This is a genomic window from Colwellia psychrerythraea (genome assembly GCF_000764185.1).
Lineage (GTDB): Bacteria > Pseudomonadota > Gammaproteobacteria > Enterobacterales > Alteromonadaceae > Colwellia > Colwellia psychrerythraea_B.
In genome coordinates this window covers 78692-105373 of record NZ_JQEC01000029.1, presented here as the reverse complement: position 1 = coordinate 105373, position 26682 = coordinate 78692, and the positions used below count along the sequence as shown (strand labels likewise).

Annotated in this window: 22 protein-coding genes; 19 read left to right on the top strand and 3 right to left on the bottom strand. The window is 38.2% G+C overall.

The genetic code is table 11. From position 1 onward, the window contains the following. The first annotated feature begins 36 nt into the window (after positions 1–36). From GAB14E_RS11255 to prpF, 10 genes are all read left to right on the top strand, one after another. A complete protein-coding gene (locus GAB14E_RS11255; protein ID WP_033082430.1) occupies positions 37–456 on the top strand; it encodes a GFA family protein in 420 nt (139 codons plus the stop codon). A gap of 337 nt (positions 457–793) precedes the next feature. Then, positions 794–1678, top strand: coding sequence for a patatin-like phospholipase family protein (locus GAB14E_RS11260; protein WP_033082429.1), 885 nt, complete (start codon positions 794–796; stop codon positions 1676–1678). A gap of 85 nt (positions 1679–1763) precedes the next feature. Further along, positions 1764–2165, top strand: a complete 402-nt coding sequence (gloA2, locus tag GAB14E_RS11265; protein ID WP_033082428.1) for an SMU1112c/YaeR family gloxylase I-like metalloprotein — start codon at positions 1764–1766, stop codon at positions 2163–2165. A 94-nt stretch (positions 2166–2259) separates the two neighbouring features. Continuing rightward, positions 2260–2799, top strand: a complete 540-nt coding sequence (locus GAB14E_RS11270; protein WP_033082427.1) for a DUF924 family protein — start codon at positions 2260–2262, stop codon at positions 2797–2799. A 268-nt stretch (positions 2800–3067) separates the two neighbouring features. Next, positions 3068–3706: a glutathione S-transferase family protein gene (locus GAB14E_RS11275; RefSeq protein WP_033082426.1), complete on the top strand. Its 639-nt coding sequence runs from the start codon at positions 3068–3070 to the stop codon at positions 3704–3706. Between the two features lie 384 nt (positions 3707–4090). Continuing rightward, entirely contained in the window at positions 4091–4795 is a 705-nt protein-coding gene (locus GAB14E_RS11280) for a GntR family transcriptional regulator (RefSeq protein ID WP_033082425.1), read from the top strand. A 28-nt stretch (positions 4796–4823) separates the two neighbouring features. Then, positions 4824–5705: a methylisocitrate lyase gene (prpB, locus tag GAB14E_RS11285; protein WP_197061202.1), complete on the top strand. Its 882-nt coding sequence runs from the start codon at positions 4824–4826 to the stop codon at positions 5703–5705. A 120-nt stretch (positions 5706–5825) separates the two neighbouring features. Further along, positions 5826–6977, top strand: coding sequence for a bifunctional 2-methylcitrate synthase/citrate synthase (gene prpC / locus GAB14E_RS11290; protein ID WP_052093684.1), 1152 nt, complete (start codon positions 5826–5828; stop codon positions 6975–6977). A 174-nt stretch (positions 6978–7151) separates the two neighbouring features. After that, on the top strand, positions 7152–9770 hold the full coding sequence (gene acnD / locus GAB14E_RS11295) for a Fe/S-dependent 2-methylisocitrate dehydratase AcnD (protein ID WP_033082423.1): 2619 nt from the start codon (positions 7152–7154) through the stop codon (positions 9768–9770). Positions 9771–9967: 197 nt separating this feature from the next. Further along, positions 9968–11194, top strand: coding sequence for a 2-methylaconitate cis-trans isomerase PrpF (prpF, locus tag GAB14E_RS11300; RefSeq protein ID WP_033082422.1), 1227 nt, complete (start codon positions 9968–9970; stop codon positions 11192–11194). A 115-nt stretch (positions 11195–11309) separates the two neighbouring features. Here the strand turns inward: prpF and GAB14E_RS11305 are convergent, their stop codons facing one another. The 3 genes from GAB14E_RS11305 to GAB14E_RS11315 form a co-directional block, all read right to left on the bottom strand. Continuing rightward, entirely contained in the window at positions 11310–14156 is a 2847-nt protein-coding gene (locus GAB14E_RS11305; protein ID WP_231562043.1) for a TonB-dependent receptor plug domain-containing protein, read from the bottom strand. Between the two features lie 243 nt (positions 14157–14399). Beyond that, entirely contained in the window at positions 14400–15512 is a 1113-nt protein-coding gene (locus GAB14E_RS11310; protein ID WP_033082421.1) for a FecR family protein, read from the bottom strand. After that, positions 15505–16098: an RNA polymerase sigma factor gene (locus GAB14E_RS11315; protein ID WP_033082420.1), complete on the bottom strand. Its 594-nt coding sequence runs from the start codon at positions 16096–16098 to the stop codon at positions 15505–15507. The genes GAB14E_RS11310 and GAB14E_RS11315 overlap by 8 nt, the downstream gene beginning before the upstream one ends. 387 nt (positions 16099–16485) lie before the next feature. Here GAB14E_RS11315 and GAB14E_RS11320 point away from each other — a divergent pair, with 387 nt between their 5' ends. From GAB14E_RS11320 to GAB14E_RS11360, 9 genes are all read left to right on the top strand, one after another. Then, positions 16486–17082, top strand: coding sequence for a DUF2057 family protein (locus GAB14E_RS11320; RefSeq protein ID WP_231562040.1), 597 nt, complete (start codon positions 16486–16488; stop codon positions 17080–17082). 50 nt (positions 17083–17132) lie between these two features. Continuing rightward, on the top strand, positions 17133–17945 hold the full coding sequence (locus tag GAB14E_RS11325; protein ID WP_033082418.1) for an SIMPL domain-containing protein: 813 nt from the start codon (positions 17133–17135) through the stop codon (positions 17943–17945). 116 nt (positions 17946–18061) lie between these two features. Beyond that, on the top strand, positions 18062–18532 hold the full coding sequence (locus tag GAB14E_RS11330) for a GAF domain-containing protein (RefSeq protein WP_033082417.1): 471 nt from the start codon (positions 18062–18064) through the stop codon (positions 18530–18532). Between the two features lie 67 nt (positions 18533–18599). After that, on the top strand, positions 18600–18875 hold the full coding sequence (locus GAB14E_RS11335; protein WP_231562039.1) for a hypothetical protein: 276 nt from the start codon (positions 18600–18602) through the stop codon (positions 18873–18875). Between the two features lie 110 nt (positions 18876–18985). Next, complete coding sequence (proQ, locus tag GAB14E_RS11340) at positions 18986–19648, top strand: RNA chaperone ProQ (protein WP_033082415.1); 663 nt, start codon at positions 18986–18988, stop codon at positions 19646–19648. 89 nt (positions 19649–19737) lie between these two features. After that, positions 19738–21789: a carboxy terminal-processing peptidase gene (gene prc / locus GAB14E_RS11345; RefSeq protein WP_033082414.1), complete on the top strand. Its 2052-nt coding sequence runs from the start codon at positions 19738–19740 to the stop codon at positions 21787–21789. A 113-nt stretch (positions 21790–21902) separates the two neighbouring features. After that, the gene (gene nhaC / locus GAB14E_RS11350) at positions 21903–23372 is read left to right on the top strand and encodes a Na+/H+ antiporter NhaC (protein ID WP_033082413.1); all 1470 of its coding nucleotides are present in this window, start codon (positions 21903–21905) and stop codon (positions 23370–23372) included. A 32-nt stretch (positions 23373–23404) separates the two neighbouring features. Beyond that, entirely contained in the window at positions 23405–26035 is a 2631-nt protein-coding gene (gene pepN, locus GAB14E_RS11355; RefSeq protein WP_033082412.1) for an aminopeptidase N, read from the top strand. 96 nt (positions 26036–26131) lie between these two features. Then, the gene (locus tag GAB14E_RS11360; protein WP_033082411.1) at positions 26132–26347 is read left to right on the top strand and encodes a DUF2835 domain-containing protein; all 216 of its coding nucleotides are present in this window, start codon (positions 26132–26134) and stop codon (positions 26345–26347) included. Positions 26348–26682 lie beyond the last annotated feature (335 nt).

Here is a 26682-nt window from a genome sequence, read left to right as displayed (position 1 = left end):
GGTTAATCCCTATTTAAAATACAATTAGGAAGTAATATGAGTGAAATTAACTATCCGATCCAAGGTGCGTGTCAGTGTGGTCAAGTGACTTATCAATTATTGGCTCCACCACTTATGATTGCAGCCTGTCATTGTCGGCAATGTCAAAAACTATCAACGAGTGCCTTTAGCATTACCGCAGTGGTTAAAGCGACAGATATTGAATTTTCTGGAGAAATGCGAGAGTGGAGTCGCTTGGCTGAGAACGGTAATACTAACGGGGCAAAATTCTGTTCTGGTTGCGGCAATCGAATCTATCATTTTAATCCTGATGACCCCGATAAAATAAAACTAAAACCGAGTACTTTAGCTGATACAAAAGTAATACAGCCAAGTATGCATATTTGGACCAGTGAAAAACAAGCATGGTTTACCTTACCAACAGATTTACCCTGTCATGAAAAGCAGCCTTTTTAATCATTTATACCAATAGGACTAATTAACTGATCACTTAGCGAGAATTAAAAGGCTTAGAGGCAAGGCATTGATTGAAGATAATGGTTATTCCCTTGTCAATATCAATAACGCAGCATATATGCCTTTTAAACTCGCCCTTTGGGAACTCGTTAGTAAATTGATAACCTCACAAAATGGATGAAATATAGAATAACTATGTTTAATCCATTTTGTTTGTTCTAAGCTCACTAGCGTTGTTCTAAGTTGGTCAGTTAGTTAATCCGTTTGGTATTAGTAACTTAATGGCTGAGTGTGACTTGGTGTTTGTTAATTAAAGTTAAAAATTTAAGGGGAATTTATGCCTGAGAATAAAAAAAACTCTATTTCACTGGTGTTAGGAAGTGGTGGCGCTAGAGGTTTAGCTCATATTGGCGTTATACATTGGTTAGAAGAGCAAGGTTATGAAATAGCCTCAATTTCAGGCTGCTCAATGGGGGCGTTGATTGGTGGGGTTTATGCCGCAGGTAAACTTGATGTTTTTGAGCAATGGGTTAGAGATATCAACAGGGTAGATATTTTAACTTTGCTTGATTTATCTTGGCAAAAAAATGGACTCGTTAAAGGTGATAAAATAATTGCCACGCTTACCGAGTTAGTCGGTGATATCGCTATTGAAGATCTGCCAATAAAATATACTGCGGTTGCTGCTGATATAGCGAACGAAAAGGAGGTTTGGTTGAGTTCCGGTAACTTATTTGATGCCATTAGGGCGTCTATTTCATTGCCCTTATTCTTCACGCCGGTTCATCACAACGGCGTAGATCTTATTGATGGTGGCGTGCTTAACCCGGTACCTATTGCGCCGACGTTTAATGATAATACTGATTTAACGATCGCGGTGAACCTAGGTGGTCGTGTTATAGCGTCGAATTCTGTTTCGGAAAGTGACAATGTTGGTCAGCCACCGAGTAAAATTAGTCGTTTTTTAGCCCGATTTAAAAACCAAGTGGTAGCGCACAATGCTAATGAGTGGGGCGCTTATGATATTGCCAATCAAGCTTTTGATGCCATGCAAAGTACCATTGCTCGACAAAAATTAGCGGCATACCCAGCAGATTATTTTGTAGAAATAGCACGTAATGCTTGCGGAACCATAGAATTTCATCGAGCAGATGAAATGATAAAGCTTGGTTATGATACTGCACAAGTCTGCTTAGCGGCACTAGCAAAAGATTCGCTTTAAGTTATAAAAGTAGTGAATCAGGTTAAACAGATGAAGTGATGATTTAATCTGCAGTTATTTATAAGACAATTTTAAGGAATAAAATGTGTTAAATGGTATTCACCATGTGGCGATTATCTGCTCTGATTATCAACAGTCAAAAGACTTCTATACTCGAATTTTGGGGTTAACGGTTCTTGCAGAAAATTATCGCGCAGTACGTGATTCTTATAAACTTGATTTAGCGTTACCTGATGGCAGTCAAATTGAGCTGTTCTCTTTTCCTAGCTCTGCTACTAGACCAAGTTATCCTGAAGCTCAAGGGTTGAGGCATTTAGCTTTTAATGTTGAGAGCGTTGAACAGGTTTGTCAGTATTTAACGAATGCTGGTATTGATGTTGAGCCTATTCGAGTGGATGAATACACAGGTAAAAAATTTACTTTTTTTAGTGATCCGAATGGCTTGCCGTTAGAGTTATATCAACAAGGCGAAGCGCAATATTTGTAAATTACGTATATAAAAAACGCTTTTAAAATTAATTTATAATATTAGTTTTTTAACATTAATCTTTTGTAAATATTTAAAAAGAAAGGATATATAAATGAATTACCAAGCCGTACTCGACTTTTGGTTTAGAGAAATAGACCCCGCTTGTTGGTGGGTTAAAGACATAAAATTTGATCAAGAGATAATGAGTAAGTTCCAAGAAGTGCACCATGCGGCTAGACATGGTGAACTTGCACATTGGCGTGAAACGCTTTCCGGCAGACTTGCTGAAATTATTGTATTAGATCAATTCTCTCGAAACATGTACCGAGATACCCCTCAAGCCTTTGCTAATGACGGTATTGCTTTAGTACTCGCGCAAGAAGCCATTGCCCTTGGCGCAGATAAAACACTTACGTCAATTGAGAATAGCTTTTTGTATATGCCATTTATGCACAGTGAGTCATTGCTCATTCATGAAAAAGCACTAGCGCTTTATCAGGCCAATGGCATCGTCAATAATGTCGAATTTGAACTAAAGCACAAAGAAATCATTGAGCGATTTGGTCGCTACCCACATCGAAATAATATCTTGAATCGACAATCTACAGCTGAAGAACTTGAGTTTTTAAACCAACCAGGTTCTTCATTTTAACTCGATTGATGTGAACAACCAGAACTGTGGATAAGCAGTACTTTCTCAATATTTCCCTTTAGCCAATTATCAGCGATAAAACGTCGATAAATAACCCATGATTGATAAGCGTTTTGCCTTGGTAATTGAATAAATTGAAACATTGATAGAGTATATCGCTATTTAATCCGGTAAATTTTTCTTAAAAAACGAAAGTTTTTGTTGTTTTTACTTAAACACCAAGCACTCATTATCCAGAGTTCAGGTTAAATAATTTAACAGGATTTTTATGTACCAATTATATTATTACCCATTGAATGCCAGCATGGCGCCTCATATGATTCTTGAAGCCCTGCAAGTTGATTACCGTTTGATAAAAGTCGATAGAAAAAACCAAGAGCAAAAGTCGAAAGAGTATTTAGCACTGAACCCTGCAGGTAGGATACCTACTTTAGTTAAAGGGGAGTTGATTCTGTGTGAAAGTGCAGCTATTTGTCTTCATCTTGGTGAAATGCATCCAGAGGTAAAATTAATCCCTGAAATAGGGGATAAAAGTAGGGCGTTACATACTCAATGGCTGATGTATCTTACTAATACCCTGCAAGCTGAGCTAATGGTCTATTTTTATCCTGAAAAACATTGTCAAAGTGAAAAGACTAGAGCTGAGATTGTTACAGCCCAACAAGAGCTTATTCACCAGTCTCTGTCATTACTAGATGAGCAATTAGTAAATAAAGATTACTTAATAGCTAATAAAATAAGCGTATGTGATTATTATTTATTTATGTTGCTCATATGGGCTGATGAACTTGAGCAGCCACCTTTAAGTTTTATTCATCTTGAGCGGTACTTAAGATGCATGGCAAAAAATTCTGCCGTTATTACAGTTTGCCAAAAAGAAAATTTAAGCCTTGTGGACTATCAGTAATCACTCTTCTTTAAGCACCCTCACTAATTAAAAATATTGAATTGTGATCAGCACCAATACCCTAAGCTAATAGCTGGGTATTGGTTGCACAACTGTCACCTAGCACAATCATCTATAAAAATTATGTAAAGCCTTATGAGACAAGGCTTCTAATTTATTGACTCATTGATTTCTTAGTTTCACTCATCATCAGTAGATCGTTCCCGATCAGAAAAGTTTACAGTTTAGCCAAGTTACCCTTATTAATTGTCGACAATTATACTTAAGTCTACTTGAGTATTTCAAGTTATAGGATATTATCAATGTATATCTTTATGTTTGTCGACAATGTATTCACATCGACAAAGTTACTTTACCTTCATATTTAGGTTTGTCCGACACATTATGCTTTTACAAAACCCAACAAAACAAGCGGCGGTTACCACTGCGGATAAAGTCTTTGAACAACTGCAACATGCCATTGTTGAGGGTGAAATGGCAGCGGGTAGCAAGATAAGCGAGCCTGAACTTGCTAAGCACTATCAAATAAGTCGCTCTACCTTACGTGAAGCATTAAATCGTTTAGAAAAATGTCACTTGATAGAGCGTAAAGCCAATATTGGCTCACGCGTAGTCGATTGCACCATTGAAGGTTTATTAGAGCTATATATAACTCGTGAAGCGCTTGAAGGTATGGCGTGTAGGCAAGCAGCCTTAAATATGACTGATGAAGAGATAGCACATATGCAAAATATGTTAGCTCATCATGCGGGTGATAAGGCTTTACAAGATGGTGTAGCTTATTACCAGGAAGAAGGAGATGTTGATTTTCACTATAAAGTTATTTTGGGTAGTCATAATCAACAGCTAATTAATCTCATTTGTGGTCAGTTATATCATTTAGTCCGCATGTACCGTTGTCAATTTGGCATGCATAGTCCAAGAGCAACGCGTGCTTTTACTGAACACTCAAATATTATCCAAGCCATCAGTGATAGAGATGGTGAACTTGCCGAATTATTAATGCGCCGCCATATTGCTGCGTCGAGAAAAAACATTGAAAACAAAATTGCTCTGCAAAAAGCAGCGCAAGAACCACAGGAGACCTAAGATGTCAGAACACGTATCAGGAAATGCTATTTCGCCGGGTAAAAAATTTAGACTTGCCCTAGAAAACAATAAACCTTTACAAGTGGTAGGTACGATAAATGCTTATTGCGCCATGATGGCTCAGCAACTTGGCCACCAAGCTATTTATTTATCTGGCGGCGGTGTTGCCAATGCTTCTTACGGCCTGCCTGATTTAGGTATGACATCGCTTAATGATGTTATTAGCGACGTACAAAGAATTACCAGCGCTTCAAGTTTACCTTTATTAGTTGATATTGATACCGGCTGGGGCGGGGCATTTAATATTGCTAAAACTATTCGTGATATGGAAAAATCTGGTGCTGCTGCAGTACATCTAGAAGATCAAGTGGCGCAGAAACGTTGTGGCCATCGCCCGAATAAAGAAATTGTCTCAACGCAAGAGATGGTTGACCGTATTAAAGCGGCTGTTGATGCACGTATCGACAGCGACTTCTTTATTATGGCCCGTACTGACTCTTTTGCACAAGAAGGTCTAGAAGCAGCCATTGAGCGAGCTAAAGCTTATGTTGCAGCAGGAGCAGATGGTATTTTCGCAGAAGCAATTAAAACTCAAGAACATTATGAAGCTTTCACTAAAGCCCTTGATGTTCCAGTGCTTGCTAATATTACAGAGTTTGGTCAAACAGAACTGTGGAATAAAGAGCAACTAGGTGAGTGGGGCTGTGCCATGGTGCTTTACCCATTGTCAGCATTTCGTGCCATGAATAAAGCGGCTGAATCTGTTTATAAAACCTTATTAGCAGATGGCGATCAAAAAGCTGAAATTGACAATATGCAAACGCGTATGGATTTATATGACTACCTTGGTTACCACGATTATGAACAGAAGCTTGATTCACTTTTTGCTCAAGAAAAAGCTCAAAAATAACTCAGAATTAACTACCCGCACTTTTACCAAACAAAAACTGACAAAACAGAGTTTATAAACACCAATAATGTCAGTTGTGTACATAACAAATTGTTAAAAATTTAAAATGAGGAAAGGATTATGACAGAGATAACAGCAGAGACAAATGTTGCGAAAAAACCTATCAGTGGTGCTGGTCTTCGTGGACAAAGCGCTGGAGAAACAGCCCTTTGTACCGTAGGCCAATCAGGCTCAGGTTTAACTTATTGTGGTTATGATATTGCTGATTTAGCCGAAAATTCTACCTTTGAAGAAGTAGCCTATTTATTATTTAATGGTGAGTTACCAAATCAAGCGCAATTAACTGCATATCAAAATGAACTTAAGACCTTACGTGATTTACCTGCAGCATTAAAAGCGGTATTAAAGCTTATTCCTAAAGATGCTCACCCAATGGATGTTATGCGCACGGGGTGTTCTTTTTTAGGTAACTTAGAGCCAGAAATTGATTTTGATCAACAATTCCAAGCATCTAATCGCTTGTTAGCCGCATTCCCTGCGATCATGTGTTTCTGGTACAAATACAGCCATGATGGCGTAGAAATTGATTGTCAGTCAGATGAAACTTCTCTTGCTGGACACTTCTTACGTTTATTAAACGGAGAAAGTCCATCACAGCAACATCAACGTGTTATGGATGTTTCACTGATTTTATATGCTGAGCATGAATTTAACGCTTCGACATTCACCGCCCGTGTGTGTGCTTCTACTTTATCGGATATGTTCTCTTGTATCACTGGCGCGATTGGTACTTTACGTGGACCACTTCATGGTGGTGCTAATGAAGCGGCAATGGATATGATTCAGAGTTTTACTTCACCTAGTGATGCTAAAGAACAAATGGCAGGAATGTTAGCGCGTAAAGAAAAAATCATGGGTTTTGGTCATGCAATTTACCGTACCAGCGACCCACGTAATGTCATCATCAAAGCTTGGTCTGAAAAACTAGCCAAACAAAATGGTGATACTTCACTCTATGATATTTCTGTCGCTTGTGAAGAGTATATGTGGGATACCAAAAAACTTTTCTGTAATGCTGATTTCTTCCATGCATCTACTTATAACTACATGGGGATACCGACAAAATTATTTACCCCTATCTTTGTCTGTTCACGTTTAACGGGTTGGGCAGCACATGTAATGGAACAGCGCTCGAATAACCGTATAATTCGACCAAGCGCAGACTACACAGGCTCTGCACCACGTATTGTTTGTCCTATTTCTGAGCGATAGGAGATACTGGGTATTTGTCACAACTTCATCGTCAGAAAGTAATCACACATACTTATGTGCTCATATTTTCTTCCTTGAATTAGTGGCAAATTCCGTCGTCTGTTTAAGAAACATCACTGCTTAAAAATTTAAGATATTTAACCATTATTTGTTAGAGAGTTCCTGGATTAACTTATGAATTACCAATACCGCAAACCGTTGCCTGGCTATAAAGAAAAGGGCGCGACTATCGACTTTTTTGATACGCGTGAAGCTATCGAAACCATTAAACCAGGTGCTTACGCTAAATTACCGTATACGTCACGTGTACTTGCTGAGCAGTTAGTGCGTAAGTGCGATCCTGCGACACTGACCGATTCGTTGAAGCAAATTATCGACGTTAAGCAAGACTTAGATTTTCCTTGGTATCCGGCACGTGTTGTTTGTCACGATATTTTAGGTCAAACAGCGTTAGTAGATTTAGCTGGTCTGCGTGACGCTATTGCTGAGCAAGGTGGTGACCCGTCAAAAGTCAACCCAGTGGTACCGACCCAATTAATTGTCGATCATTCATTAGCAGTAGAGGCTCCGGGTTTTGATCCTAAAGCGTTCGATAAAAACCGCGCCATTGAAGACCGTCGCAATGAACAGCGTTTTCACTTTATTGAATGGACAAAAACGGCATTTAAAAACGTTGATGTGATCCCTGCCGGTAACGGTATTATGCATCAAATTAACTTAGAGAAAATGTCACCGGTTATCCAAGCGCGTGACGGTGTTGCTTTCCCTGATACGTGTGTTGGTACCGACTCTCATACACCGCATATTGATTGCCTAGGAGTTATTGCTATTGGTGTAGGCGGCCTAGAAGCTGAAACGGTTATGCTTGGCCGTCCATCAATGATGCGCCTACCAGATATTATTGGTGTTAAGTTAACCGGTAAACGTCAACCCGGTATTACTGCTACCGATATGGTATTAGCAATCACAGAGTTTCTAAGAAGTCAGAAAGTGGTATCTGCTTATTTAGAATTTTTTGGTGAAGGTACTAAAAACTTAACTATCGGTGACCGAGCAACTATTTCAAATATGACACCTGAGTATGGTGCATCAGCAGGTATGTTCTACATTGATGAACAAACTATTGATTATTTGAAAATTACGGGTCGTGAACCCGAGCAAGTAAAGCTTGTTGAAACTTATGCTAAACACACAGGTCTTTGGGCTGATGATCTTGTTGAAGCACAATATCCGCGTGTTATCGAATTTGATTTATCAACAGTATGTCGTAATTTAGCGGGCCCTTCTAATCCGCATCGCCGTTTAGCGACAGCTGATTTAGTTGCAAAAGATATCGCTAGAAACTTAAATGCTTGTAAAACACAAGAAGCCAATGGTGAAATGCCTGACGGTGCAGTAATTATTGCTGCTATTACTTCATGTACTAACACCTCGAATCCACGTAACGTTGTTGCGGCAGGTCTTGTCGCTAAACGTGCTAATGAATTAGGTCTAAAACGTAAACCTTGGGTTAAATCGTCATTTGCGCCAGGTTCAAAAGTAGCCAAACTTTATTTAGAAGAAGCAGGCCTACTCTCTGAAATGGAAACATTAGGTTTTGGTATTGTCGGCTACGCATGTACTACGTGTAACGGTATGAGCGGCGCGTTAGACCCTAAAATTCAGCAAGAAATCATTGATCGAGATCTATACTCTACCGCAGTATTATCAGGTAACCGTAACTTTGATGGCCGTATTCACCCACACGCGAAACAAGCATTCTTAGCATCGCCGCCATTAGTCGTTGCTTATGCCATTGCCGGTACCATGCGTTTTGATATTGAAAGAGACATTTTAGGACAAGATCAAGATGGTAACGACATTACTTTAAAAGATATTTGGCCATCAGATGAAGAGATCGATGCAATCGTCGCTTTGTGTGTTAAACCAGAGCAATTTAAGAAAGTTTATACACCAATGTTTGATTTAGGTGCCTTTGAACCGGCCGAAAGCCCATTATATTCTTGGGATAAAAGTAGTACTTATATTCGTCGACCGCCATATTGGGAAGGGGCTTTAGCAGGTGTTCGCACTATGGAAGGTATGCGCCCGTTAGCCGTATTAGGGGACAACATTACTACTGATCATTTATCACCATCTAATGCTATTCAATTAAACAGTGCAGCGGGTGCTTACTTAGCTAAAATGGGCTTGCCTGAAGAGGACTTTAATTCATACGCGACTCACCGTGGCGATCATGAAACGACACAGCGAGCAACGTTTGCTAACCCTAAATTGTTCAATGAGATGTGTAGGGACGAAAACGGCGAAGTAAAACAAGGTTCTTTAGCTCGTATAGAGCCAGAAGGTACTGAATCACGCATGTGGGAAGCCATTGAAACTTACATGGAACGCAAACAGCCTTTAATCATTATTGCCGGCGCTGACTATGGTCAAGGCTCTTCACGTGATTGGGCGGCAAAAGGTGTTCGTTTAGCTGGTGTTGAAGTCATCGTTTCGCAAGGCTTTGAACGTATTCATCGTACAAACTTAGTGGGTATGGGTGTATTACCATTAGAGTTTACCAATGGAGAAACACGCCACACTTACAATATTGACGGTAGTGAAACTTATGATGTTGTTGGCAAGACATCACCGGGCGCAGCTATGACGGTGGTGATGACACGAAAAGATGGTGAAGTGGTTGAAATTCCAGTGAAATGTCGTTTAGATACCGCGGAAGAAGTTTCGGTATACGACGGTGGCGGTGTATTGCAAAAATTCGCTAGCGATTTTTTAAAGTCTAATGCCTAAACGTTTATTTTTGATAAGAGCTTCGTTGCCTGTACTCACGTATAAATATACGCTCCGTGCAGGCGCCTTACACTTCATAAAAATAATTCGTTTAACCATCAAACTTTGATTGTTCATTTATTAGCAGCAATTTAATTGCTGCTTTTTTATAGGTCGAACTTTAGTTCGATAAATGATAAAAAATTAGGAGAGAGCAAATGGCTTTCGACCCTCAAGTACATTTACCCCAAATAAAAATACCTGCAACCTACATGCGCGGTGGCACCAGTAAAGGTGTGTTTTTTAATTTAACCGACTTGCCTGAAAGTTGTCAGCAACCAGGTAAAACACGTGATGAGTTGTTGTTACGGGTGATTGGTAGCCCAGATCCCTATGGTAAACAAACCGACGGTATGGGCGGGGCAACATCATCAACCAGTAAAACTGTTATCTTAGCTAAAAGTGAAATTTCTGATCACGATGTTGATTATTTATTTGGTCAAGTTGCCATTGATAAAGCCTTTGTTGATTGGTCGGGTAATTGCGGTAACTTAACCGCTGCTGTTGGCTCATTTGCCATTATGTCAGGTTTAGTTAATCCACAACGTATCCCTGAAAATGGTGTATGTACGGTGCGTATCTGGCAGAAAAATATTGCCAAAACTATTATTGCGCAAGTACCAATCAGTAACGGTCAAGTACAAGAAACAGGTGACTTTGAATTAGACGGTGTTACATTTCCAGCAGCGGAAGTGCCAGTAGAGTTTATCGCACCTGTTGACCCATCTGAGGCAATGTTTCCTACTGGTAACGTTGTTGATGAATTGGAAGTGCCTAGCATAGGTACTTTTAAAGCGTGTACGCTTAAAGTAACCATGATCACCGCTGGTATTCCAACCATTTTCTTAAATGCGCAAGATATTGGTTATACCGGTAAAGAGCTTCAAGATGCCATTAATAACGATGATGCAGCGTTGGCTCGTTTTGAAATGATTCGTGCCTATGGCGCAATAAAAATGGGTTTGATTAGTGATCTTTCAGAAGCTGTTGCGCGTCAGCATACACCTAAAATTGCTTTTGTTGCACCAGCGCAAGATTACAGCACCTCTAGTGGCAAGAATGTTGCTGCGGGAGAAATCGATTTACATGTGCGCGCGTTATCTATGGGAAAATTACATCATGCTATGATGGGCACTGCCGCGGTTGCTATCGGTACTGCGGCGGCAATCCCGGGCACGCTTGTTAATTTAGCTGCTAGTGGTGACTCTTCATTAGAGAGTAAAGGGCATAACTCTGTTACGTTTGGTCATCCATCAGGTACCCTTAAAGTGGGCGCTGAAGCGGTTGAAGTTGATGGTAGATGGACTGTGAAAAAAGCCATTATGAGCCGAAGTGCCCGAGTATTGATGGAGGGGTGGGTGAGGATACCTGCGTTAACTGAATAGATTAAGAGTCTGAATAGGCAAACGTTTTTGTATGTCAGTACAGGTTACGGTTAAATAAAAAGCGCAGTTTTCACTGCGCTTTTTTGCATCTACACTTTTATATTAGCTTTTATTGTTAGAACTTAAATTCAGCGCCAGCATAATAGAACGCGCCATTAAAACCAAAAGGTGCTGAACGGCGAGAATAAGTAAATACTCCCGGGCTACTAACAATAATATTACCATCAGCATCTTCGATTGTGCCTGAACGCGAATTACCTATAGTATTTTCATCAGGGTAGACATCAAAAATATTATTACCGCCAACATTGAACGATAAACTCTCTGTTACTTGATAGTTAATACGTAAATCCGTTAGTACTTCCGCGCCGTAAGTTTGTTTACCACCATCGGTAACCGTATATTCACCATAACGATTAAAGGCTAGATTAATACTCAAATCACCAATAGTATATAAACCATTTAAACTAATACGGTCTTGTGGTTGCCACTCTTCAATAATAGAAATGGCTTGGTCAGAAAAAACTTCACTTGGGTCAATTCCGCCAAGGGCACTGTTTGCAGGTGTATAAATATTAACGACATCAGTTTCGGTAAAATTAGCTGCCGCAGTTAGGTTAAAGTCACCACCTAATAGTTCAGTATTCCAAGTTGCAATGATATCTATACCTGTAGTTTTAGTATCGGCTCCGTTTAAGAAAAACTGACCAGCGCCAGCACCAGAGGCAATCAATGCAGCATCTAAAGCTGGGGACAAGCCTTGCCCTAATGAATTACTTAATACGATACGATCATCAATATCAATTGAATACCAATCGATGGTTAGGTTGATTTCATCGGTAATGTTAATCACAGTTCCTAAACTGAAGTTTGTCGCTTCTTCCTCTTTTAATTCCGGAATGCCGATGGCCTTGGCTAGGTTTGAGTCATTACGAAAAGTTCCTACTTGTACGGCAATTTGATCGCTGCCGGGATTATTTGGATCGGTTTGAAACTGGGTACTAATATTGTCCGTGTAAAGTTGCTGCATTGATGGCGCGCGGAAACCGGTACTCATAGCACCACGAATGGCGATACTATCTGTAATTGACCAGTTAGCCGCTAGTTTGAAGTTCGTACTGTCACCAAAACCTTGGTAATCATCATAACGTACTGCACCGCTAACAATGACATCTTCCACAATTTCAGTTTCAGCATCGGCATAAAATGAAATGACGTCACGAGTTTCATCTACTTCTTGCATAGGGGCGGTACCGCCGAAACCTTGCGTACCAGCAGAGCGGTCATCGGCGTATTTGCTGGTGCCATCTGCATTGGTATCATAGTCCCGGTAGGAATATTCATCACCCGCGGTTACTTTAAACTCATCGGTTCTAATTTCTGCGCCCATAGCTAATGAAAATAAATCAAAGTCTTGGGTATAATCAATGTTTAGGGTTTGCAGCGATAGCTCTAACCCATAGGCAGAAGCTTGACGTGGAATAGCTGCGCGGATTTCATCGGCTGTTAATGTTGATTCATAGCGTAGAGAATTAGCATAAGACGAGTTAATGGTATTACTAGTGACATAATCAATATTGTTTTTACCGTAGGTATAAGATAAGTCTAGATTCGAGCCATCAGCAAATTCAGTCTGGTAACCAAAATTATAAGACATATCTTTGATATCAGTATTAATTTTTGGTAAAAATCCAGCAGGAATAGTTGCATCACCATCTTGTAGCGGCGCATTACCGCCATTATTATTATTGTGGCGGAAGAATGCGGCGGACTCGTTATCACGCTTTGAGTAGGTCAGAAAGCCGTACAATTCACCATCTGCTATTTCATAACCGGTATTAATGGTTACGCCAACTTGGCTTGAGTCAGCATCACCTATTCTAAAGGTTGAACGAGAAGCTGTTGCTTCGCGTGGATCACCTAGTAATGAGTTGCCATTAGCTAAGTCAGTACACCCTGAGAATTGACATGAGCCATGTAAACCAGAGCGGTCTGTAAAACCACGATCTCTAAAATTCAGTGTGGTATTTAAATAACCATTATCTCCTAAGGCAAAACCTTTGGAAATATCGACATTGGTTGTTTCCCCATCACCTTCGGAATATTCACCGTAAGATACTGCAACTTTACCGCCTTCGCTGGCATCATTAAGTACTATATTAATAACACCGGCGATAGCGTCAGAGCCATACTGTGCGGCTGCACCATCACGTAATACTTCAATACGTTTGATGGATGCAGCAGGAATGGCATTCATATCGGTACCAGCGGTACCTCGACCAACAGAAGTGTTGATATGAATTAAGCTGGCTTGATGACGACGACGTCCATTAATGAGTACTAAAGTTTGATCCGGTCCTAAGCCACGTAATGTTGCAGGACGCAAGGCATCGGTACCATCACTAATCGATGAGCTAGAAAAATTAAATGATGGCGCAATGGCTTGTAACATACGGCCGACTTCTGTTTGGCCTGTATTGGCTAATGCCTCAGCCGATAAAATATCAACGGGTACAGGTAAGTCATCAGCAGAGCGACCAGCAACTCGGCTACCTATAATGGCTATTTTCTCTACGTCTTCCTCTTGTACTTGCACTGTTTCTTGGGCTAATGCTGCTTGACTGGCTGCACCAAGTAAAATTGGTACTAGCGCGGCATGGATGCTTTTATGTTTCATTGTTGTATCTCTCTTATTATGTGAATCAACTTGAATGCTCAGTTGACCAGAGGTATTAACAACAGCGATTAGACCCGAGCCATGTAATAAATTTTTTAGGCCAGAGTTAACAGGGTAATAACCTTTTAATGAATTTGCTTGGTATTGCTTGGCCAAGTCAAAAGAAAATATAATCGTTTGATTGGCCTTTTGCGCAAATACAATTAAGGCTTTATCAGCTCGTTGTTTATCAATATCAAAGCGAATAAAGTCCTCGGCATTGGCATAGCTTGTTATCAATAACATCACTAGGGTGATATTCACGAACAAGACATGTCTAGCCAAGGCTTGATTCAGGCGAAATTGCTTTCGCCAACTGTGCAATAGTAATAAACAGCTAAGCAGGGGGAATCCTCTAATTTATTTTTATTATTTTTAAAAAGAATTTTATTTTGTTGCATGCTTGGCTAAATAGCCAGCAATAAATAGTGGCTATTTGTGGAATAAATAAGAGTATGAGCAAGGGGGATAATGGGCTCGATAGTATATTTAGTTAGCAGCGGAGAGTAAAATAGTACCATCTGCTTTTTTTCTAAAATTAATACCGAAGTTACTTTCCAATGAAATAAGCAGGCCATCAATATCACCCGCTTTAAAGTAACCGGCGACATTTATATTGGCTAATTCATTATCAACAATTTCAAAGTTACTGGTGGTATAACGACTAATTTCAGTTAGGGCAACAGATAAAGGTTCACCTTCAAAAATTAGCATGCCTTGTTGCCACGCGAGATCGCGATGAATTTGATCTAAAGAGACTTTCTCTACCGGTGTGGTATGCACGGAAGGCGAATCTTTGGCTATTATCGCTTTTTCACCAGAAACCACTAAAGTTGCCGCTAAAATGTCAGGCATATCGCTAACTCTGGCTTGGGTTAAGGTTTCTTGAATATCAGTTATCGAAGTTGATGCTTCGGTGATCAATACTTTACCTTCAGTTACTACTAATTCCATTATCTGATTGTTATTTTTTTGGACGTTAAAAATGGTACCCAGTGCAGTAAATGATTTTTTGCCAACCGTCACTGTGAAAGGTCGATTTTTGTCTTTAGCGACATCAAAACGCGCTTCACCTCGTACCAAGGTAAGTAAACGATGTTTGGGGCTATATTTAACTTCGACCTGGCTGTTGGTATTTAATTGTATTTGCGAGCCATCTTTTAGGGTAAAACTTGTTTGCTCACCCACCTGTGTTTGTAATATTTGAGTTTGAGTCAATGTTTGTTCGTTGAAGGAGGGTAGAAAGGGCAGGAAAGATTCATCGATTAAAGTATTAACACTTATAAGAGAGACAATAGTAATACTTGCTGCTAAAGCGATAGAGGTAAATTTATTACGTTTACTTTGTTCTTTTACCTGCTCCAAAGGAAATAAGGCGCTCAATTCATTTAATAGACTTAAATCATCCCAATAAGAAGCCATCTCAAGCAAAGAGCTATGATGCTGAGTATTTTGATTACACCAAATCACAAGCTGTTGCTGTTCTAAGGTAGTTAAACCACGATCCATGCGACTAATCCAAAGACAAGCGAGTTCCTGGATATTATTTTCATCTTTTTGCTGGTTACTATTATTACTAAATAGTTGGCTGACATTACCCATTCATTTTTCTCGATTTACTTAGTGATGCTTTTACATTTACACTTTGTTTTTGTCTATCTGCTTTGCCATTTTGACCATGTTCATCATTCATTTGTTTAATATAACGTGAACTTTTTAGTAAACCCTGCGCTATGTGCTTCTCTACAGTGCTTTCACTTAACTTTAGATAGCTGGCAATTTCTTTTTGGCTTAAGCCATAGACTTTTTTCAGTATAAAACATTTACGCACAGAACCGGAGAGTTGATCGGTAGCTCGACAAAAAAATAAGAATTGTTCTTTGCTTTCATAATCGTCTTCAACGTTAGTACTCATTAATTGAACAGGTGGCTCAGTAAATTCCTCTAAAGAGTCTTTATATTTATTATCCCACTTAGCTACATGATTTAAAGCAAGGTTTTTTGCAGTCTTCAGCATATAGCTACGGACATATTTTATTTCTTGTTTTAAATCTGCTTCATAAGTTTTCACAAAGGTTTCTTGAACAATATCATCAATATCGTCAGGCTTGACGATATGACTGATCAAGTAACCGATGTTTCTTTTGGTGCTAATAAATAACTTTGCTAATGTCGAGTTTCTTGCCATCAAGGTTTGCTCGTTACCTTTGAACTTGAGTTGATAATAAGCATGACTTTGAGCAAATGTCTAGCAACGTTACTTATATTTAGAGCAATTGTTAGCAGCGAAAAGCAAGTAAATAGGCCTGTTCAGTTCTAACTTTAAATACAACTAAGCTGTTATATATTCACAAACATGTGAATATATAATTGTAAAAAACATTCGCTAACATTTGATAATTCTTACCTTAATCACATCTTTTTACTTTAATTTATGTGCTAGGCAGTTTATAAAGAGCCATTACATTATTTATCTCTGACGGAATTAAGTTTGCCTAATAAAAACAATAGACAATTTTTTTTAAATCGGAGCTTATTGGCTTATCTTTGTGTAAGCGCCTTATTAGGTTGTTTTTTGACTTTTAAGGTGAGTGCCATCGAGTTGATAATTACGGATGATTTGGTCGTGCGAGACCTTGATGATAAAGCAGTGGAACATGGTTTTTTGTCTCAAAAGCAAACCATTCAATTAACGACAGGCGAACATACCTTAGTTATTAAATACAAAGATGTCTTTGAAGATTTAGATTTTGCCGAAGAAAGGTTAATAACATCAGATTACTTTGTTGTTAAATTTAATCTTGCTGACCAGAAAAAATTAATTTTATCAACAATAAATATTAACGATTTAGCCGCGGCAGAGCGTTTTTCTAAAGATCCGGAATTAACCTTGTTAGATGAACATCAGCAAAGTGTTGTATTGACCTTAGAGAAGTTAAGCGACTATGAGTTGACAAAACAAGTCACTAAAGTGGTAAACGATTTATCAATACCCGTTGTTGCTCAAACTAAAGGCGAGACTCGTACTAAAGATGAGCTAACTTTCAATAAGCAAGTTATTGAAAAAATTGATGTTGTCCCAATGCTCAAATATTGGTGGGACAAAGCTAGTCAAGATGACAAAGAAAGTTTTTTACTCATTATTAATGAAAATATGGAAATTAAAAAGTGATGGTAAACAACATACTATCAGTTGTTTAACGTAAACTTGGGGTAATTATTATGAATATTTCATTTATGGCTCATTCACTAAAAAAACTGAAAACTAATTGTTTAACCTTAACTTGTTTGCTGATACTGCCAATGCAAGCATTTGCTTTTGATAGTGGGGAAATTGAGGTTACGGGTCAAGGCAGTGTCGTTATTACCCCTGATCAGTTCTCATTAACGTTAACGATTACTGAGCGAGGTCGAGTGCCAAGTAAGTTAAAAGCTTTAGTGGATAAAAAAAGTAATTCAGTTATTAGTGCGGCTAAAAATCTAGGCATAAGAGGCACAAATATAACCTCTGCGCGTGTTAATTTACGTATTGTAGAAGAGAGACCTTCAATTCAAGTACAAGGCATTGAGCTTAACAGAGCGAGGCAAGGTAGTGTTTTTATTGACGGTCAAAGTATTAATCAGCAATCGTCTAACGTGAATGACCACAAGAAACCATTGTTTGAATTAAGTCGTCAAATAATGGTAGGTTTTAATAAAATAGATGATTATGATAGTTTTTTAGAGCAAATTATTAAACTCAATGTCAGTCATATTTCCTCATTGTCGATGACTGTTGAAGCAAGAGGTGAGTATTATCAACAAGCTTTATTGCAAGCTATTAGCCATGCTAAACAAAAAGCGCAGCGTATGAGTAAACAAGCAGGTCGAAACTTAGGAGAGATCGTTTTTATCAAAGAAATGTCGAGCAACCATTATAGTCCTATGTACGCTGAAGCTATGATGAGTGATACAAGTCCTAAAGTTCATACTTCACAGGTTGGTAGTCAAACAATTACTGCGCGTGTATCCGCAAAATTTCGCCTTAAAGACTGAATTTGAGGTACTAACTGGCAATAGTTAGGTAATTGTTCGATAAAAGCTTTAAGTATTGCGTTTTTTTAGGTATGTTAGCGCTTTTTTATTGTAGCTTTCTTCAATGGTAAGTTTTAATGACTAGTCAAACTGAGTTATATCATGAATTATTAGGGCAAACTAAAGCCCTAATTGGTGATGAATCTGATATTATTGCTAATATGGCAAATGTTAGTGCGTTACTTTTTGAACGTTTAACAGACGTTAATTGGGTTGGTTTTTACCGACTTATTGACAATGAATTAGTGCTTGGCCCTTTTCAAGGGAAAGTTGCTTGTATTAGAATACCCGTTGGGCGAGGTGTTTGTGGTACATGTGTTACTACAGGTACAATTCAACGAATAGCAGACGTTCATCAATTTGATGGCCATATTGCTTGTGATGCAACGACTAATGCTGAATTAGTTGTACCTGTAAAGGTGGCTGGTAAAGTTATTGGCGTCTTAGATATTGATAGCACTGCTTTTAAACGCTTTAATGAACAAGATGAGCAAGGTATTAGTGCTATTGTTGAAGCATTTGAGCAGAATGTAATTGCTCATAGTTAATGTTAAAAATAGTATAAAAAGATAAACACGTGTACAACAGGAAAGTGAAGAGAAAATGAAAGAATTTGTGGTCATTCATGACTATCTAGTTACCCAAGAAATTGTTGGGGATTGGGATGGCCAGGAAGAAGAAGTTGCTGAGCGTATGAATGAAATTTATCATACTATGTACGACTTGGCTGGAGAAGATATAGAAACGGAAGTTTTAGAACAGTTATTGGCGCTTATTTGGGATACTTGGATAGGTCAAGAAGCAATTGCTGATATTGAAACTGAAGATATATATGATTGGTGTAAGCATGTGCTTGATAATCCAGAGCAACATCTACAATCAGAAGAATAAAGAAAGATAAACATTGCCGCTATTTTCTTGCTAGAGTAACTCTTCCAAGAGTTATTCTTGTTCAAAAGTAAAGCTAGCTTAATTAATTTAATCTGTAAAAAAGTGTAGTTATGGAAACTGAAATTAAACGTACAAGTACAAAAGATATCATTGCTTATTTAGCTGAGAAATTTCCTGAATGTTTTTCAATTAAGGGGCCAGTTAAACCGCTTAAAATTGGAATATTCCAAGACCTAGCAGAGAAGCTTACTGAAGATGAAACTGTTAGTAAAACTCGCTTACGTCAAGCGTTAAGACATTACACCAGTAGTTGGCGCTACCTCAAGGTTATTAAAGTTGGCGCAGATCGTGTTGATTTTGATGGCAAAGAAGTAGCAAAAATTGATGAAGAGCAAGCTGCTTACGCCAGTAAAACGCTAAAAGAAAGCCAAGAAAAATTTGGTAACAAAAAAGCGACAGACAGCGATAGCAAAAAACCTTATAAAGGTAAACAAAGCTCAACAGCTGCAGGTAATAATAAACCAGCAGATAAAAAACGTGACTCAGCTAAATACAAATCTGTTAAGTCTTCAAACAAAACAGTTGTTAAAAAAGAAGCTGCGCCACTTAAACCTGTTGAGTCAGCTACAATCAAAGTAGGTAGTAAAGTGAGAGTACAATTAGGTAATTCACCAATGAATGCCACCATCACTGAAATATCAGGTAAAGATATCAGCGTTCAACTTGATTCAGGTATGGTTATAAAGACTCAGCTAAAAAATATCTACTCATAAAAGCATAAATAGCCGACTCTTTTCGAAGATTGTCGGCAAGATTTAACATAACAGTTAAGTCAAATAGAAATTGAATAGGAAATTAATGCATGCAAAAATTTTGTCGTATCGCACTAGCCGTATCTTTATCGTTAGGTTTGTCAGTAAGCGCAATCGCGTTTGAAAAACAACATACTCCTGAAGAACTCCCTGTACTCATGCCTGAATCTCAGCATGCCACAGCAAGCAAGCGTATTACGGCACGATTTACTCGTGCACATTATAAGAAAGTTACTATAAATGACGCCTTGTCAGGTGAAGTATTTGATCGTTTCATTAAACAACTCGATTATGCTCGTAATGTTTTCTTATCTACCGATATTGATAGTTTCCAACAATATCGCCTTGAGTTCGACACTGTTTTGACTCGTGGAAAACTCGATGTCGCTTATGATATCTTCAATTTAAATTTACAAAGACGTTTAGAGCGTTATGAGTTTGCGCTTAGTTTATTGGATATTAAAGGTGATAAAAATCCTTTTGACTTTACCAAAGATGAAATTTATTCTTTTGATCGTGAAGAGGCACCTTGGCCGACAAGCGAAGCTGAACTTGATGAATTATGGCGTTTAAAAGTTAAATCAGATGTATTAAATCTGACACTGACTAAGAAAGAATGGCCAAAAATTAAAGAAGTATTAACTAAACGTTACAACTATGCGATTAAACGATTAAAACAGAGTGAAAGTGAAGATGCTTTTCAACTGGTAATGAATAGTTTCGCTCGTGTGGTTGAACCGCATACTTCTTATTTATCGCCACGTAATGCCGAACGTTTTCAAGTCGATATGAATTTATCACTGGAAGGCATTGGTGCTGAACTTCGCTCAATTGAAGATTATACCGTTATTCACCGTATTGTTACTGGTGGACCCGCGGATAAATCGAAGCAATTAAAAGCAAAAGATAAAATTGTGGGTGTTGCCCAAGGTGAAAAAGACTTTGAAGATGTTATTGGCTGGCGTTTAGATGATGTTGTCGAACTGATCAAAGGCTCTAAAGGTACTACGGTTAGGTTACAAATATTATCGGGTGATAGTGATGATGAAGCAAATATCAAAGTTGTTTCTATTGTTCGCGATATTATTAAATTAGAAGACAGAGCAGCAAAGTCTGAAGTATATTTAGAAAACCCAGAAGTAGCCGATAGTAAGAAATTGGGCGTTATTACCATCCCAAGTTTTTATAACAATTTATCTAAGGATGTTAAGAAAGAGATAGCCAAATTAAAACAGCAAGACGTTCAAGGTATTATTGTTGATTTACGTGGTAATGGTGGTGGCTCATTAAGTGAAGCGACGTTATTAACCGGTTTATTTATCGACAAAGGTCCTGTTGTTCAAATTAGAGATGGCGCGAATCGCATTCAAGTAAATAGTGATCGTGATGGTATTAGTTTCTTCGACGGTCCCTTAACAGTAATGGTTGATCGTTATAGTGCCTCTGCCTCTGAAATATTCTCAGCAGCCATTCAAGATTATGGCCGTGGCGTCATTATTGGCGAACATACCTTTGGTAAAGGTACTGTTCAGCAACACCGTGGTTTAGGGCGTGTTTATGATTTATATGAAAAACCGTTAGGTAGCATTCAATATACCATTGCAAAATTCTATCGCATAAATGGTGGTAGTACTCAGCACCGTGGCGTTTTGCCTGATATATCTTTTCCTACAGCAATAGACCCAGAAGACTGGGGTGAAAGCAAAGAGGAAAATGCATTACCTTGGGATCATATTCAACAAGCTAAATACACACCGTTGAACGAGTTAAATAAAGATATTGAGTATTTAAGCTCTCTTTATCAGCAACGTATTAAAGATAACCCAGAATTTAATTACTTACTTGAAGATATTGCTATTTATCAAGCAGAAAAAGATGATAAAACTATTTCATTAAATCTTGCTACTCGTCAATCTGAACGTACATTACGTAAAAGTAAACGCTTAGTTCGAGTAAATGAGCAACTTGCCCTTTTAGGTAAAAAGAAAATTGCCGATTTAGATGATTTAGATGATGAGCTTGATGAATTAGACCCATTTTTAGATGAAGCAGCTCGTATCACTTTTGATTTTATCTCTTTAGGTAAAATTGCTAAAAAATAGCCCATAAAATTCTAGCAAAGCCGCCCTCTGAGGCGGCTTTGCTTTTTTACGTACAATCCACAGTAAAATTAGTTTAGCGTTATATAACTACAATAAGAAAAGGTTTACATTTCATGTCCGCATTAAGTCAAACTAAAAAGCCAACGATGTTAGATGCTTTTATCCCCGTTATCACCCTAATTGTTTTACTTACCATGGGGGTAAGTTATTTTGGCGATAACTCATCATACGGACCGAATCAGATTGCTTTGCTTATAGCGATGGGTGTTGCCATAGTCATAGGTATTAAAAATGGTCATAAATGGCACGATCTTGAAAAAGCTATTACTCATGGTATTTCTTTGTCCTTAGGTGCTGTATTGATCCTTTTCGCGGTTGGTTCACTTATTGGTACCTGGTTATTATCTGGTACTGTTCCAACGATGATTTATTATGGGCTAATGATATTAGACCCTGCTTGGTTTTACGCTGCTGCTTGTGTGATGTGTGCTGTTGTTTCGATGAGTATAGGTAGTTCTTGGACAACCGCAGCCACTATTGGTGTGGCATTGATTGGAATAGCACAAGGGCTAGGCTTATCTCCAGCTATCACTGCTGGTGCGGTAATTTCGGGTGCGTATTTTGGTGATAAAATATCGCCTTTATCTGAGACTACCAACTTAGCACCTGCTATTGCTGGTAGTGAGTTATTCGCTCATATCCGTTATATGTTCTGGACAACTATGCCATCTATTGCAACCGCGCTTATACTTTTTCTCTTTTTAGGCTTTACCGAAACCTCAGTTAGTGATGTTCAAGCCATTGATTTATTGAGTAAGCAACTTAGCGAACAGTTTAATCTTTCTTTATTTAACTTAGTGCCATTATTCGTTTTGCTTGTTTTAGCTATTAAAAAAGTTCCAGCTTTTCCTGCGGTTGCTATCGGCGCGTTAACGGGGGGCTTATGGGCGATTGTTTTCCAACAAGAGCTTATTATTCGTTTAGGAAGCGGTGAGTCTGATGCACTAACCGCTAATATAATTGTGGTCTGGACTGCTTTTTTTGACGGCGTGAGCATTAAAACAGGTAACAGTGGTTTAGATGACTTACTCAGTGGTGGTGGCATGTCAAGTATGCTAAACACTGTTTGGTTAATTATGTGTGCACTTAGTTTTGGCGCCGTATTAGAGCACTTAGGCATGTTGAAAAAGTTTGTTGATGCAATTTTGGCGTCAGCTAAAACAACAGGTAGCCTTATAGCAAGTACTGTTGCTACTTGTATTGGCACAAATTTATTAACGGCTGATCAATATATAGCCATTGTAATGCCAGGTCGCATGTATAAAGAAGAATATCAACGTAGAGGTTTAGACCCATTAGTTTTAAGTCGTACACTCGAAGATGCAGGTACAATTACTTCACCGCTTATTCCATGGAATACCTGTGCAGTTTATATGTCTGGCGTATTATTAGTTAACCCACTTGATTATATGTTCTATTGTTTCTTTAACTGGATTAATCCGATTCTTGCGGTTATTTATGGCTTTATTGGTTTTAATATCAAAAAACTAACTAAAGTAACTACAGATAAAGCAACGGCTTAATTTTCATCCCATTTCCAAAATAAGGCTCTACAATGTCATCTACTTTAACAGACACAGCACCACGATTTTTAGCGGACTACCGCCCAGCTGATTTTACTATTAATACCGTAGACTTAACGATTAATTTAGATGACACTTGTAGCCAAGTTATTAGTGAACTAACTATAAAGCGGCAAGGTGATAACCAACAGGCTTTACAGCTTAACGGTGAACAGCTAACTTTAGTGTCATTAGCACTTGATAACCATGCATTGAGTAACGATCAATATCAGCTCAATGATACAATATTAACCATTCCAGCCAGTAGTTTACCTGACAATGAGAATTTTACTCTCAGCATTACTACTGAGATAAACCCACAAGAAAATACGGCCTTAGAAGGATTATTTAAGTCAGGTGATGCATTTTGCACGCAATGTGAGGCCGAAGGTTTCCGCAGAATTAGCTATTACCTTGATAGACCCGATGTAATGGCGACGTTCACCACTAAAGTAATAGCAGATAAAAGCTTATACCCGTATTTATTATCTAATGGCAACAAAGTTGACTCTGGTGATCTCACTGACAATAAACATTTTGTTACTTGGCACGACCCATACCCTAAGCCGTGTTATTTGTTTGCTTTAGTTGCTGGCGATTTTGACTTACTTGAAAACTCTTTCACTACAGCTTCAGGGCGTGAAGTAGCACTTGAGATATTTGTCGATAAAGGTAATTTAGCCAAGGCTAAACATGCCATGGTGTCATTGCAAAAATCAATGAAGTGGGATGAAGAGACATTCGGTCTTGAATATGATTTAGATATATACATGATTGTAGCGGTAGATTTTTTCAATATGGGGGCGATGGAAAACAAGGGTTTAAACGTCTTTAATTCCAAATATGTACTGGCAGACAGCCAATGTGCGACAGACAGTGATTATTTTAATATTGAAGCTGTGATCGCCCATGAATATTTTCATAATTGGACAGGAAACAGAGTTACTTGTCGGGATTGGTTTCAGTTGAGTTTGAAAGAAGGCTTAACAGTTTTTCGAGATCAACAATTTAGTGCGCAAATGCACTCAAGTGCCGTTACTCGCATTCAAAACGTACGTTTATTACGTTCTCAGCAATTTGCTGAAGACGCTGGACCAATGGCGCACCCAATACGCCCTGAAAAAGTACTTGAAATGAATAACTTCTACACCTTAACTGTTTATGAGAAGGGCTCAGAAGTTATTCGTATGTTGCACACGTTAATTGGCGTCGAGAAATTCAGAAAGGGTATGGATTTATATTTTGCCCGTTTTGATGGCATGGCAGTAACCTGTGATGACTTTATTAACGCAATGAGTGATGCTAGTGGTAAAGACCTATCGCAATTTAAACTATGGTACAGCCAGTCAGGTACTCCTGTGATCAAAGTGCAGGAATCATTTGAGCAGCAAACAAATATCTATACTTTAACACTGTCACAACACTCACCAGTGACTAAAAAACAACAAGATCCGCAAGCGTTACATATTCCGATTAAAATTGAATTAATCAGTGGTAATAATGACAAGGCAAACCAAAGTGAATTACTCGAATTGAACCAAGCAGAGCAAAGTTGGCAGTTCAGTGGTTTTATCGGCAAACCTACCTTAGCAATGCTGTGTGATTTTAGTGCCCCGGTAAAACTTGTCTTTGAGCAAAATGATGTTGATTTATTAACTATTATGAAGAAAGCTAACAATAGTTTTTGTCGTTGGGATGCAGGACAAAAATTATTGATGTCCTATGTACAACAATTAGCTTTTGACACCGAGCATCCATTGCCAAAAGAGCTGCTTATGGCAATAAATGAGATGTTAACGAGTGCTGGTGATCGCGCTTTTATTGCCGAACAATTATCCTTGCCTAGTTTTGATGAAGCGGCAAGTTTGATGGTAGATGTTGAGCCAATTGCGCTGAGCAATGCTCTGAGCAAGTTATCATCATTCATTGCACAAGGTTGTCAACAAGAGTTACTTGCGAGCTATGAAGCGTGTCAGCAAGAAAGATCAACGAATGATACGCCACATAGTGGGGTTGCCAATAGGGCTTTAAAAAATGTTTGTTTAGCTTATCTAAGTATTTTACCTAAATATCAAGCTTTAGTAACAGAGCAATATCAACATGCGACTGACAACGAAGATATTGAGCAAGAAAATATGACCGATAGTTTAGCTGCATTAACTTGCTCTGCCAAACACAATTTAGCGGACTTGAACCAGCAGTTGCAGCATTTTGAGAAAAAATGGCATCAAACAACTTTAGTGATGGATAAATGGTTTGCCTTGAATGCTGGTGTGGTAAGTGATGACATTTTCTCTAGACTGGATACTTTATTAGCTCACCAACAATTTAGTTTAAATAATCCGAATCGAGCAAGGTCATTAATTGGGGCATTTGCGATGAATAACCCCAAATATTTCCATTGTCAAACAGGGCGAGGTTATCAATTCTTATCAAAACAAATTGCTAAGTTAAATGAAATTAACCCACAAGTTGCCTCAAGATTGATTACACCATTAATACAATATAAAAGTTTTGCTCCAGCACATCAAAAATTAATGAAAGCAGAGTTAGTTAATTTACAAGCTCTAGCTAATTTATCGAATGACTTAAAAGAAAAGCTTGATGCTGCATTAAGTGATTAAGCTGACTTCATAATAGGATATTACTTTTTAGTAACGTGGTTTGTTTGAAACAAGCACGTTACTAGAATCTATCCCACACTACTACTATACCAGTCTATGAAATATTACTTCTCACTCAATATTACTACCAATGAATTTCTCCCTTATTACCAAGGCAAAGTTCAAAATGTTGTGGTAACCACTACCCAAGGTATAAAAGTTCAATTTCCTGCTATGCATTTACGAAAGTACCTTGCAGCAAGTGGCATTCAAGGCTACTTTTGTTTACAAACAAAGCAAAATAAATTTTTATCCCTAGCTAAAATAAAATAATTTATCTTATTTTTGATGAAATAGAGTAAACACTTGAAACAGTGGTCTGACCATTTTATCAATGTACCTATTACATTGCTTGAGACAAAGTAACGTTATTTCATGAACTTATAAAACAATGATTGATTTGTATTGTTTTGTTTTTAAACGCTAGTTTTAAACGGTGTATTTAAACGCGGGCATTTTAGGGGAAAAGTCATTAAAATATAGCGCTTTAACTCCTACCTTTATTCTTGCTACATAAGTCAAATGATGTAATTATTATTGCCGTTAGATAAATAATAAGACAAAAACTAACTTTTGATTACATTTATGAAGATGAACTTTCACAGATT

Excerpts from the sequence above, each read along its gene's own strand:
- GAB14E_RS11315 (WP_033082420.1), bottom strand. The coding sequence starts at position 16,098 with ATGGCAAGAAACTCGACATTAGCAAAGTTATTTATTAGCACCAAAAGA.
- GAB14E_RS11275 (WP_033082426.1), top strand. The coding sequence starts at position 3,068 with ATGTACCAATTATATTATTACCCATTGAATGCCAGCATGGCGCCTCAT.
- GAB14E_RS11310 (WP_033082421.1), bottom strand. The coding sequence starts at position 15,512 with ATGGGTAATGTCAGCCAACTATTTAGTAATAATAGTAACCAGCAAAAA.
- GAB14E_RS11270 (WP_033082427.1), top strand. The coding sequence starts at position 2,260 with ATGAATTACCAAGCCGTACTCGACTTTTGGTTTAGAGAAATAGACCCC.
- GAB14E_RS11305 (WP_231562043.1), bottom strand. The coding sequence starts at position 14,156 with ATGTTATTGATAACAAGCTATGCCAATGCCGAGGACTTTATTCGCTTT.
- prpC (WP_052093684.1), top strand. The coding sequence starts at position 5,826 with ATGACAGAGATAACAGCAGAGACAAATGTTGCGAAAAAACCTATCAGT.
- prc (WP_033082414.1), top strand. The coding sequence starts at position 19,738 with ATGCAAAAATTTTGTCGTATCGCACTAGCCGTATCTTTATCGTTAGGT.
- GAB14E_RS11255 (WP_033082430.1), top strand. The coding sequence starts at position 37 with ATGAGTGAAATTAACTATCCGATCCAAGGTGCGTGTCAGTGTGGTCAA.
- nhaC (WP_033082413.1), top strand. The coding sequence starts at position 21,903 with ATGTCCGCATTAAGTCAAACTAAAAAGCCAACGATGTTAGATGCTTTT.
- GAB14E_RS11280 (WP_033082425.1), top strand. The coding sequence starts at position 4,091 with ATGCTTTTACAAAACCCAACAAAACAAGCGGCGGTTACCACTGCGGAT.
- acnD (WP_033082423.1), top strand. The coding sequence starts at position 7,152 with ATGAATTACCAATACCGCAAACCGTTGCCTGGCTATAAAGAAAAGGGC.
- pepN (WP_033082412.1), top strand. The coding sequence starts at position 23,405 with ATGTCATCTACTTTAACAGACACAGCACCACGATTTTTAGCGGACTAC.
- GAB14E_RS11360 (WP_033082411.1), top strand. The coding sequence starts at position 26,132 with ATGAAATATTACTTCTCACTCAATATTACTACCAATGAATTTCTCCCT.
- GAB14E_RS11330 (WP_033082417.1), top strand. The coding sequence starts at position 18,062 with ATGACTAGTCAAACTGAGTTATATCATGAATTATTAGGGCAAACTAAA.
- proQ (WP_033082415.1), top strand. The coding sequence starts at position 18,986 with ATGGAAACTGAAATTAAACGTACAAGTACAAAAGATATCATTGCTTAT.
- GAB14E_RS11260 (WP_033082429.1), top strand. The coding sequence starts at position 794 with ATGCCTGAGAATAAAAAAAACTCTATTTCACTGGTGTTAGGAAGTGGT.
- prpF (WP_033082422.1), top strand. The coding sequence starts at position 9,968 with ATGGCTTTCGACCCTCAAGTACATTTACCCCAAATAAAAATACCTGCA.
- GAB14E_RS11325 (WP_033082418.1), top strand. The coding sequence starts at position 17,133 with ATGAATATTTCATTTATGGCTCATTCACTAAAAAAACTGAAAACTAAT.